The sequence below is a fragment of the Chitinophagaceae bacterium genome (assembly GCA_016717285.1).
Taxonomy (GTDB): domain Bacteria; phylum Bacteroidota; class Bacteroidia; order Chitinophagales; family UBA10324; genus JACCZZ01.
The window spans coordinates 272,205-284,861 of record JADKFU010000005.1; the positions used below are offsets into that span (position 1 = coordinate 272,205).

The 12,657-nt window shown below is 41.2% G+C and carries 6 protein-coding genes; 1 reads left to right on the forward strand and 5 read right to left on the reverse strand.

Annotation, left to right across the window (positions count from 1 at the left end):
• Positions 1–155 precede the first annotated feature (155 nt).
• Complete coding sequence (locus IPO83_11130; protein ID MBK9731818.1) at positions 156–3,053, reverse strand: two component regulator propeller domain protein; 2,898 nt, start codon at positions 3,051–3,053, stop codon at positions 156–158.
• 430 nt (positions 3,054–3,483) lie between these two features.
• Between IPO83_11130 and IPO83_11135 the strand changes: the two genes are divergently transcribed.
• The gene (locus IPO83_11135; GenBank protein ID MBK9731819.1) at positions 3,484–5,115 is read left to right on the forward strand and encodes a T9SS type A sorting domain-containing protein; all 1,632 of its coding nucleotides are present in this window, start codon (positions 3,484–3,486) and stop codon (positions 5,113–5,115) included.
• 43 nt (positions 5,116–5,158) lie between these two features.
• Here the strand turns inward: IPO83_11135 and IPO83_11140 are convergent, their stop codons facing one another.
• The 4 genes from IPO83_11140 to IPO83_11155 form a co-directional block, all read right to left on the reverse strand.
• Complete coding sequence (locus IPO83_11140; GenBank protein ID MBK9731820.1) at positions 5,159–6,193, reverse strand: response regulator; 1,035 nt, start codon at positions 6,191–6,193, stop codon at positions 5,159–5,161.
• Positions 6,190–6,570 carry a response regulator gene (locus IPO83_11145; GenBank protein ID MBK9731821.1) on the reverse strand — a complete coding sequence of 127 codons (381 nt, stop codon included), beginning with the start codon at positions 6,568–6,570 and terminating at the stop codon, positions 6,190–6,192. Before IPO83_11145 ends, IPO83_11140 begins: the two co-directional genes overlap by 4 nt.
• Positions 6,571–6,708: 138 nt before the next feature.
• Positions 6,709–8,097, reverse strand: coding sequence for a histidine kinase (locus tag IPO83_11150; protein MBK9731822.1), 1,389 nt, complete (start codon positions 8,095–8,097; stop codon positions 6,709–6,711).
• A 183-nt stretch (positions 8,098–8,280) separates the two neighbouring features.
• Entirely contained in the window at positions 8,281–9,690 is a 1,410-nt protein-coding gene (locus IPO83_11155; protein ID MBK9731823.1) for a two-component sensor histidine kinase, read from the reverse strand.
• Positions 9,691–12,657: the final 2,967 nt, after the last annotated feature.

The following is a 12,657-nucleotide window of genomic DNA, read 5'->3' on the forward strand; positions in this document are numbered from 1 at the left end:
ATGGAAAGGTTGAAAGAAACATGGGCGAATGTAATCTGTGCGATAACTGATATCCTAATATACCTGCCAGACAAATGCTGGACACCCATTAATAGTTTTATAAACAGGTAATTTACGTATTAAAATGCAGTCAAAAAGAAGCCTTTTGTGCATTATCAGATTATTCTTAAATAAGCAGCTAAGTCATCTTCAACGGTCAGACCCAGATGTTTTTTTAAGCGATACCGGCTTTTTTCTACTCCCTGCACAGAGATATTCAGTAAAGCAGCCATTTCTTTATTGCTCATATTGAGTCGGGTTAATGCACACATGCGCAAATCGTTTTGAGTTAGGGAAGGGTGCTTCTTCAAAAGTTCAGTAATGAAGTTCTGGTTCACCTGGTCGAAATAGGTGGTGAACTGCTCCCAGCTTTTTTCCCCTTCTATTTCTGTACTCAGCGTAGATTTCAGACTTCTGATTAACCTGCCGGCTTTTTCTTTGTCAGCAGCACTATTGATTTCCTCCAATTGCTCTTTTACACCAATCAGGATTTCATTTTTATGAGCAGTCTGTACTGCATTGGCCATCAGTTCGGCGCTCTTTGATTTAATTTCTACTTCAAGTTTTTCATTTTGCAGGTGTAAAATTGTTTGCTCGGAAGTCAGATTCTCATTGGTAAGTGTAAGAATGGAGCGTTCTGATTCCAGCACTTTTTGTTTCAAAGCCATTTCACGTCTGGTAGTATATATGCGCAATGCCAGCCAAATAAGGGCGGCCACAAAAATCAACACCAGTAATTTAAACCACCAGGTTTCCCAGAACGGAGGAGCTATAATAACCTTCATTGATTTTTCATCACTCCAGACACCATTGCTGTTGGTTCCTTTTACCGTGAAAGTATAGGTGCCGGGGTCAAGATTCGTGTAAGTAACCAGGCGTTGGTCAGCTTTTGTGTTTCGCCAGCCATTGTCAAAGCCATCCATTTTATAGGCATAGTCACTCTTAAAAGGTTCTGTATAATCCAGCACTGCAAACTCAAATGAGAAAGCATTGTCGTAATAAGAAAGATGTATTTCTGATGCTTCCTGAAGACTTTGGTTTAATATCGTGCGCCCGTCTGGCAACATTCCAACCGGCACCGATTTATTAAAAATTCTGAAGTCGGTAAACACAATGGCAGGTTTGGTTTCATAAATACGCACTTTTTCAGGACGGATAAATGTTAAACCATTAATGCCGCCAAAGTAAAGGGTGCCTTCACCATCAGCTAATATAGCGCCCTGATTAAATTGATTGGAAGTAGTATAAGGATTATGATGAAAATCGAAATTCAAAAATTTTTTAGTTTCCGGATCAAAACGTATGATGCCATTGAATGTGCTGAGCCACAAATAACCACTGCTATCTTCCGCAATTCCCATGATGGCATTAGAGATTAAACCATTTTCGGTGGTGAAGTGCTGAAATTCATTTTTGCCCAGCCAAAGATTTAATCCACCACTTTCCGTTCCAATCCATAGCCTGTCTTTTGTATCCTGAAAAATACACCTGATGTCATTTGCCGAAATACTTTTCGCATTTCCTTGCTCTCGTTTAAAGTGTGTAAAATGACCCGTGCTTTTTTCAAACAGGTCAAGGCCGCCGGAGGCTGTGCCGATCCAAACCTGTTGATGCTTATCTATAAATACGGTCATCACATCATCACTGGCAATACTGAAAGGATCATCAGGTTGATGGCTGAAGCGTTTGAAATGTCCGGTTGCAGGATCAAAAAGATTTACGCCACCACCTATAATACCGATCCATAAAACTCCTTTTTCGCCTTCAGCGATAGACCATACGTTATTTCCGCTTAAGCTCATGGAGTCATGGGCAACTGAACGGTAATGAGTGAAAGTGCCATTCCTGCGATCGAAGAAACTTAATCCATCATTGAAATAGCCGAGCCAAAGACGTTTTTGACTGTCTTCAAATATTGTTTTTACCACATTCCCGTAACCGGCAGGATCGTTGTGAATAATGGAAAAGGTGCTGGTCACTTTATCAAAAATATCCAGTCCGCCACCGTCAGTCCCCACGAAAATGGAACCGTCGGTGGTCTTACACAAACTCAGCACAGACCTTTGACTTAATTCGCCAGGCTTATTACCGGAATGGACCAATGTTTCAAACCAGGTCTTATGGACTTTAAGCACATTTACACCACCGTTGTAGGTTCCTACCCATGCATTTTCATCGCGGTCAATACATACATTAAATAAAGCATTTGTGTTAAGTGATTTTTGTTCCTGATTGTATTGATACACCGAAAAAGACTGTTTTTCAGGATGATAAATATTTAAGCCGCCGCCATCTGTAGCTAATAATAACTCACCATTCTTATTTTCTGCAATGCCCATAATATTGTTGGATGCCAATCCATTTTGCAGAGTAAAACGTTGAAGCTGTTTGGTATCTATCTTAAGCTGATATAAGCCTGACCCTTCCGTGCCAATCCATAAATTGCCTTTGCTGTCAGTGAATAGTGTTTTTCTGAAACTATCGAAATCTGTATCGCCATGAATAGTGGAATGAATTTTCTGGAAGTCCTTACTCTTTTCATCATAATAATAGATACCCGTACCACTTGTTGCTACCCAGATAGTTCCCTTTCCATCTTCAATAATTTTTGAAACAGCATTGTCTGTTAAATGACAATTCTTATTATCGAAATGTTTAGCAGCATGCGTCTTTGGATTATAAATCAATAACCCTTCATTAATGGTACCGATCCAGATACGGCCGGTTTGATCTTCGCACAAAGTATTGATCCAGCTTTCTGAAATGGTTTTTAACGCCGGTTCCTTTTTCAGGTTGGTGAAAGTGCCAGTTTTGCTATCGCGAAAATTGATGCCATTACCCTGTGTCCCTACCCATAAGTTTCCTTCTTTGTCTTCGAGCAGACAATGAATACTCTTTCCCTGAAAGCCCGTCGTGTCCGACTCCTGGTATTTAAACACATGGCATTCATATCCATCATATCGTACCAGTCCATCCTGCGTACCAAACCACATAAGACCATTCCTGTCTTGCATGATGCAAAAAACGGTGTTATGCGGCAGGCCCTCAGAAATGGTAATGTATTCGAAATGAAGATTTTCGGATTGGGCAAAAAGTAGTTGTGAGCAGGAGCTAAGCCAGAAGAAAAAAATGCATGAAAATATTTGTTTCATCAGCTCCATCAGATTTCTCAAGTGTTGAATTTAGGCTATTAGATCGGGATATTATTTTTTCCAAGTCGCTGCTGTTTGCAGTTACAATAATTTACAAGATGCAAACTTCAGATTTTATTAAGTTGAATGTGGTTATTCTCATTATTTTATGCGGCCACATCCACTTAACAATATATTATCAAAAAGGTTATCAATTATAACAGCAACGAAGCAGCTATCCAAAAACATTGCAATGTTGATTAATGAATGTTTATTTATCTTTCCCTGACGGTACTCACAAAAATCATAAAAAATGAAATCAATCTTTACACTGCTCCTGCTATTTAGTTTAGAGTCTGCATTTTCTCAGTCATTTACCTGGGACGCTGCTAAAAATATCAGTTGCTGTTCATCTGTCAACGGATTTGCTTTTGATAAGGCAGGCAACATGTATGTAGCAGGTACTTTTTACGGTGATGATTATGTGGGTGCTTATTATATCACCTCCACCACACCATTCAAATACAATAGTTTTATAGCAAAAACGAATAAGAACGGTGTAGTACAATGGGTGAAAATTATTGGCAGCAATGAGAGTTCTACTGTGCAACGCATTGCAACAGACGCAATCGGAAACATTTTTTTAACCGGTTTTTACCAGGTAGATCTGGTTTATGATGGAAGCAGTTTGCCCTGCACCGGGCAGAATGATGCTTTTATAATGAAGATCAACAGTGCAGGCACACTTCAATGGTGGGACCATACGATTGGAACAGGTTCGGAATTCTTTTATGATGTGGCAGTAAATCCTGCCGGTGATGCTTACGTAACCGGAAAATTTGCCGGCAGCATGAATGTGCAGGGCTCCTACTATTTTGCTTCGCCAGGATCAGTGTATGATATGTGTGTGATTAAATACAATGGTATCACAGGCGCATTTGCCTGGGCACGTCAAACAAACAGTCAGTTTGGAGGCAATTCATCAGGCAGCCGGATAACTGTGGATGGCCTGGGGAATACCTATGTGCTTGGAAATTTTGGTGAAGGTTATACCACATTCGGCGACTACACCATTTTCGGATCGTTCAATGATTACTTCGTTTCAAGGTTTGATGAGGCAAGTAATTTTATTTATACCAGCGATGTAGGCGATATTCCCAATGGTTACATCTGCAATATTGATGCTGATGCAGCGGGCAATATTTACCTGGCGGGAAATTTCGGCGGGTTTTCACCCTATACAGCAACCATAAGCGGAACGACGATTACATCACCCGGAAATTCAGAAATATTTATTGCCAAATACAATGCAGATTATGTAATGCAATGGCTGCACACCGGAGGTGGAGCTACAACGGGAGATTTTGCGAATGATCTCGCAGTAGCCAATGACGGTGATACTTATGTGGCATTCACTTCAGGTGCAACGGTAACTTTTGGATCAGTATCCGCCACTGCTGCTAATCCGGGTGCTAATGAAATTGCTGTGGTGAAATACAACGGCAGCGGAACTGCACAGTGGGCCAGTATTTCCGGCGGAAAAAATTATGATGCAGTAAGTTGTCTTGATATCAGTCAAAACAAAAAGTGGGTCGGCATTTCCGGTATCGGAGGCGCGCAAATGTATTTTGGTGCGAAGAAAGTTGCGAAATCAAATTTGTATGTTGCCAGGCTTTCAGATACACAATTACGCGTGGTGAATGAAGAGCAGCAGGAGATGACGGTTTCCATCTATCCCAACCCTGCCACCGATCACATTACGATCAGCGGCATTGCTGAAAATAACCTGGTGGAAATTTTTGATCTGCATGCGAAAAAAATACGCAGCCAACATTCGGTTTCAGGATCACTTGAAATCAAAACTGCAGATTTGCCTGCCGGAGTTTATCTTGTTGCTATAACCGGAAATGGTGAAAGACTGGTGAGGAAACTTATCATTCAATAATCTGAAAATTCAGGTTGGAACATTTTACTTGCAGATTTATAATTCAGTTTAATACTTCATAGGCAACTACAACGTGGGCTTTATTCTTGAGATTAACAGGACCGATTTTTCTACAATTGAAAGATTGTTTCACTTTTTCAAAGCAGGCATCGTTAATTAAAATCTGTCCGACACCAGCCGCCGATTGCAGCCGTTGTGCTGTATTCACAGTGTCTCCTATAACGGTATAGTCCAGCCTTTTTATAGTAGCGGAACCGATATTGCCGGAAATCATTTCACCGCTGTTGATGCCAATGGAAACCTTGGGTGAAAAATTAACTCCTGCTGCGGGCAATGCCTCAATTTTATCCCTGATGGAAAGACAGGCATCAATAGCGCGATCAAGATGGTATGGACCTTTAAATACTGACATTACACAATCACCGATAAATTTGTCTATGAACCCATTCTGTGCTATGATTTCTTTTGCGATCAGATCAAAATAGCGGTTTAGCAATGTAACCACTACATCAGGTGTCTCGTTTTCGCTGATGGCAGTGAAGCTGCAGATATCAATAAATGCTACCGATGCTTCAATGGTTTCATTGGCCATGATGGATGCTTCGAATTCACGGCTACCCATGAATTTCAACACATTCTCATCCACATACATTTTAAGGATGTTGTTTTCCTTAATGGCTTTCAATGTTTGCCGGATTTGATTTACATGCTGAATGGTTTTTTCCATCGTGAGCTCGAGGTCTTCAAAATTCACGGGCTTGGTTACAAAATCAAAAGCTCCGCGGTTCATAGCAATGCGGATATTGTCCATGTCGCCGTATGCTGAAACCATCACTGCTTTCACCAACGGACATTCTTCATTGAGCCTGGTCAATAGCGTAAGTCCATCCATTTCAGGCATGTTAATGTCGCACAATAAGATGGCTATATCAGGATTTTGATGCATCTTAATCAAAGCCTCTTTGCCATTGATAGCAAACATAAACTCATATTTCTGCTCCCTGATTTTCTGGCGGAACTTCTGCTTGATGAGTACTTCCAGGTCCGCTTCATCATCGGCTACCAAAATTTTTGTCATAAGATCCTGGTTTTTAATTTTTCTTTTAACGCAACAAAATCAATGGGTTTGGTGAGAAAATCATCTGCGCCTAATTTCATGGCCATGTTGTAATTCTCCTGGTCACCATAGGCAGTTACCATCATCACAACCGGTGGAGGCGGTGTCGAATATTCTTCTTTGATGTGTTTCAGTAATTCAAGTCCACTCATGCCGGGCATGTTAATATCAGAAAGAATCAACACGGCTTCCTGGTGGTGCTGATGGAGATAGATCAATGCATCTTCACCTGAAAAAGCAAATGCAAATTCAATTTGGTGCTCACGTATTTCTATTCTGAACCGTTGTTCAAAAAGCAGTTGCATGTCATGTTCATCGTCGACTACTAATACTTTCATCAGTTGTATCTTGTTAAACCACTATGTGAATCAATAATGCTTCGTTCGTCGGTTCTCGTTCTAATGTTGCTGCTTTGTCAACGGGTTGAAACCCGTTGTTATACTATTTATTGAGGCTACGCCTCTTTTCGCCTATCTTCAATTCACTGGTAAGTAAATGGTAAATATTGTTCCTGTTCCTTTCCCGGAATTATCGGGATTTCCATCATCCACTTTCGTTTCCACCTTCAATTCTCCGCCATGTCCTTTGGTGATGATGTCGTAAGAAATGGAAAGTCCCAATCCTGTTCCTTGTCCTGTTGGCTTGGTGGTAAAGAAGGGTTGAAATATTCTTTCCATTGCATGTTGTGGAATGCCATTACCGTTGTCACTGATGGTGATCACAGCTTTACCGCCTGCTTTTTTTGTGGTTACTGAAACGGTAGGTTCGTATCCTGAATTTGCTGCACTCATTTTCTTCTTTTCGCTTACCGCATAAAATGCATTGGTCAGCAAATTCAGAATTACCCGTCCGATATCCTGGGGGATCACATTTATTTTTCCGAGGTCCGGATCAAAATCGGTTTTCAGCGAAGCATTAAATGATTTGTCTTTCGCGCGCAATCCGTGGTACGCGAGTCGTAAATATTCATCAGCCAATGCATTAATGTCCGTGGGTTCCTTTTTTCCGGTGCTTGCCCGTGAATGCTGTAGCATGCCTTTTACAATCCCATCGGCGCGTTTTCCATGGTGAATTATTTTTTCCAGGTTTTGTCTCACGTCATTGGCAATCAGCATAGCTTCATTTGTATGACCACTTTCCAGTTCTGTTTTCATTTCATTCAACAACTCATTGCTCACCTCAGAAAAATTGTTCACGAAGTTCAACGGGTTTTGAATTTCATGGGCAATGCCTGCTGTCAATTCTCCCAGCGAAGCCATTTTTTCAGAATGTATCAATTGTGTTTGGGTGCTGCGCAATTCAGTTAATGCACGTTGCAACTCTTCTTTTTGCCCCGTAAGTTCCGCCGTCCGCTCTGCCACCAATCCTTCCAGTTCTACTTTTCGAATCGCTATCGCCTTGTTCAATTCATCTTCCTGGTGTCTTTTGATGCGTTCTTTTTCCTGCGCTTTTTGCTGCCTGTTCTGACTGAATAAAATGGCCGCCATCCAGATCAGCATCAACGATTTTACATTGTCGAAATAGTTTGCGTATTCATTATAAAAATTCTCATTTATTAATTCCGTCAGGTGGCTTGCCAGCATCACAATTACAACCGGAATAAAAGCCCAAAAAAACATTCGCAACGGGCGAAGTTCTTTTTGACTGAGGGAAAAGACGATGATGGTGATTATTAATACATCCCATGCCCATCGGAAAATGGGAGAATCGTGTGCAAGAAACTGTACCAGAAACAGAAATGATGAGAAATAGATATTGATATTAAATACCAGTTCCCATCTCTTTTTATTGTTAAGGATGGCATGCTTCCGCAGGCGTTGTGAAAGAAGCAAACTGATAATAAGCGGTACGAGAAAAGGAGCCATTATTTCGCGGTTAATGAACTTTAAAATTACATGGTTCTGCTAAAGTGAGTAAACTCTTTTTCTTTTGTTTCGATCTTAAAACTATTTTTTTCTTGAACTGAAAAATTTTGATTTAGCATTTAAAGATAGGTTGTATGGACAAATCCGGAATTCAATTCCGGATTTGTGTAATTCTTATTTTTATCAACCGATAGCCGGCAGCAGGATTATAAACGTTGTTCCTTCACCATTCTCCAGACTATCGGGATTTCTTTCGCCCGCTTTCGTTTCAACTTTCAATTCTCCACCATGTCCTTTGGTAATAATATCATAGCTCAGCGATAAACCCAAACCTGTTCCTTGTCCGGTCGGTTTGGTGGTGAAGAAGGGTTGGAAAATTTTATCCAACACTTTTGAAGGAATGCCGTTGCCATTGTCACTGATGCTGATCTTTACTTTATCGCCTGTCTTTTTTGTGCTTATTGAAACTGTTGGTTCGTAACCTGCCTTTGTTAAAGCACCGTCAGGAAAATCTTCATGGTGCTTTTTGACTTTTTCATTCACCGCATAAAATGCATTGGTGAGCAAATTCAGTATCACTCTTCCAATATCCTGTGGTACGATGCTTATTTTTCCAATCGCCGCATCAAAATCAGTTTTCATTATTGCATTAAATGATTTATCCTTTGCCCGAAGTCCATGATAGGTGAGCCGTAAATATTCATCACATAAAACATTGATATCAGTTGGCTCTTTTACTCCACTGCTACTTCTTGAATGTTGCAGCATGCCTTTTACAATCGCATCCGCTCGTTTTCCATGGGTGTTAATTTTTTCTTCATTGCCAATCACATCATTGGCAATTGCTTTTACCTCCTCCATATTTCCTTTGTCCAATTCATCTTTCATTTCGGTCAATAATTCTTTATTCAATTCAGAAAAATTATTGACAAAGTTTAACGGGTTTTGAATTTCGTGGGCAATACCGGCAGTGAGTTCACCGAGGCTTGCCATTTTTTCGGACTGTATCAATTGTTTTTGTGTCGCTTTCAACTCCGTTAGTGCATCTTCTGCTCTTTTCTTTTCTGTTTGCAGTTTGATGAGATCTTCTTCGGCTTTTATTGCATGTGCTTCTGCAAGTTTCAGATCATTGAAACGGGTAAATGCGAGATTGAATACGGCGGCAAATCTTTCCAGTAAAAACATCGTTTCATCAGACTGATCAACCGGCGATGCTATTCCAATAAACCCCTTTCCAAAATAAGCGATATGCTGCAACTTTCTTTTTTGTGTGAGCCCACCTTTGAATGGAACATGAATGCTTTCGAGGTATTTAAAATATTCCTGTAATTCATCTCCACGCATATCGATGATCAAGGATTTTTTCTCCTGCTTCCATCCATCGAGCATTCTTTTAAAGGTAGGATTGTCGTTGAGGTTAGTATGAAATGCCGAACTTATTTTGGAACCGTCTTCATCAGTTATCCAGAATTCAGTGTAGCCATTTTTATCTTCTATAATGGCGATGTATAAACGATTGGGTTCGATACCAAGGTGGATCAGTTGTTGGAAAAGTACTGCCGATGTTTCGGCAAGCTCATCTGATTTTTGCATGGCGAGTGTTCTGCTTCTGACTCTTTCCAATGCAACTTCGATTTGTGCTTCTCTTGCATTTGCTTCTGCTTTTTGCAGATCAAGGAACCGTTTGTACGTAAGATCAAATACAGCAGCAAAACGGCGCATTAATTTTTTTCCTTCCTCTGTAAAGGCTGTTTCCTGGAATGCGAACAAGCCGCCGGAATTATAAACAGCAACAAAGCAGTATTGCAGAGTCTTTGTTTCAGAGACCAAAAGCTGCGATTCCGGCAACATGAATGCTGCATTCTGTACCGCTTTATAATAGTTTACGAGGTCTTCTCCTTCCAATACATAATAAAAATCTTCCTGTTTAAGCCATGCCTCAAATGCGCCATGTAACAATGGATGTATATCAAATGACTCATCTCCCGTTACCTTTACCGCTTTATCTCCATCTGTAGATATGAGCCAAATCTTTCCACATCTTCTTTGTTTATTTAAAACACTGATGCCACATCGTAATACACCAAGATCCAGTTTTTCCAGTTCTTCAAATACAATAGCCACGGCTGCATGCAGGTCTTCACTTTTATACATGGACATGGCTTTTGAACGCACCCGCTCCAGTGCTGCTTCTATTTGTGCTTCCCTGGCCTGCGCTTCCGCTTTTTGCAAATCGAGGAAACGGGTATAGGTTTGTTCGAATACTTTGGCAAAGCGTTTTAAGATATCTGCTTCATGGCAGGGCGTTTCGGTAATCACCACCAGGTAGCCCTGAGTGAAATAGGCGCAGCTTAATTGCTGCCATACAGGTTTTGGAATACCAGATGCAGCCTGCGCCTCAAATGCAGCCTTAGCAACCGGTATAGTCATCAGCCAGTGATAATGTTGCTGTAATGCTTCGCCTTCTACTACTTCTTCATGATAGGAAGCACCTTGCAACCATGCTTTGTAAATATTTGCGTGCGTTGCATCGCCTACATTCGGTAAAACCAAATCGGGCATATATCCATTACCGCCACTCAACCACCATTCATCAACTGTTTTATTTTTATCGCAGAGTACAAAACCGCAGCTCCACAGGTTGGGCACCAGTGAGATCATTTGTCCGAAAAGCACCCGGGAAGCATCTGCGAGCTCAGTACTTTTTTGCATAGCCATTGTGCTTGCACGAACCCTTTCCAATGCAACTTCAATCTTTGCTTCCCTTGCCTGCGCTTCCGCTTTTTGCAGATCAAGAAAACGGGTATAAGTTTGTTGGAAAACGTTTGCGAACCGCTTGAAAATATCGTGAGTTTCAGGTCTGGATTCATGCAGATGAAAGGACAAGTAGCCTTGATTAAAAAAGGCGAAATGATATATCATGCTCTCCGGAAATGAATAGCCTGTCTCTCGTAGTTTTTTTATAACGCTTCCGATACCGGGCACTGTCAATAAATAATCAAAATGTTTTTTCAATGTGTCACCGCTGACTTCTTTCACCAGAAAATCTTTTCGGCTTCGCGCCACTTCATAAACATCTTTATAGATTTCACTTTCTGTATGCACCAATTTGAATGGTGCTTGTAGTCCCCCTTCCGGAGAACTCATCCAGACGGTCGCTACCTCTTCATCTTTATCCCAGATATTAAAACCACAACTGCCGGTTTCTACACCTAAAGATTTTATCTGCTGAAATAAAACTATTGCGGCATCCTGCAATTCATCGCTATGCTGCATCGCCATCGTTCTCGCGCGAACTCTTTCCAATGCCAACTGTATCTGTGCCTCTCTTGTCTGTGCTTCGGCTTCTTTCAGGTCACTAAAGCGGCGGTAGGTGAGACTGAGCACTGAACTAAATCTTCTAAACACCTTCCGCTCTTCTTCTGTTAATTCATTTTCAGTCCAGGCAAATACGAATCCTTCTTTGAAAGGAAATTGATTGCCGTATTGTGTGACATTTGTGCTGTATTCAGGATATGCGATCTGGCCCTGGGTAACTTCATAGTACGCTTTGATGTCATCTCCACTCAACACCGGAAAATATTCCTGCTGAAGTTTCCAGTGATCATAAATTCCTTCCAACACCGGATGTCCTTCCTGTTTCAGTTTACCGATTACCTGAAAGGTGTCGCCTTGCTGAGAATAAGTTGTAGTGGTAAGGCTCGTGGTATGTGATGCTTCAGCTACCTGGCCAACGCCGCAACGAATCGGAATGATGCCGAGTGTCTTCAACTCTTTAAAGAAAACATTCACCGTTGCTGACAGATCTTCAGAATTGTGCATTGCCATCGCTCTTCCTCTTACGCGCTCGAGCGATGCTTCAATCTGCGCTTCGCGAGCCTGCGCTTCAGCCAGCGCAATGTCACTGTATCGTTGATAAGCGAGTTCGAAAACATTTTTGAATCTCTTGAACAATTCGATCTCCTCTTTATTCAGTAAAATATATGTTGACATTCCCAGCGCGACTGGTCCGAGAGAATTCCAATAATAACAGAGCGCTGTTGCCTGCTCAAGAAATGAATCAATAAACACGTTGGTCGTCTTTTGATATGCAATCCAGTCCTTCACCTCGTTTCCTTTGAATGAGTAAATGAAAACTTCACCGGCACCTTTTAGCATCTGATCAGCAAACTCCCTTTGAACCGGATGATTCTTGTAGTCCGTTTCAGTGATGATGGTCTTATTGTGCTTTGTGTAGAACTCATAGTTGAAGTAAGTGCTTTTCTCCTCATTGAAAATGGCAGTCTGAATGTTTCTGATTTCTTTAACCCCCAGTAATTCGAGCTGATTTGAAATCACAGTACATACTTCGAGCATATCAGCAGGTTGCATCATGCTCATTGCTTTTGAGCGAACACGTTCGAGCGCTGCTTCAATCCTGGCTTCCTTTGCCTGCGCTTCTGCAAGTGCGATATCTGCATAACGCTGATAGGATAAATTGAAAACATTTCTGCATTGTTCGAGTATTTTTATCTGGTCCGCTGCAACAGGTTTGAATGACGAAATACTCAGGGCTCCAAG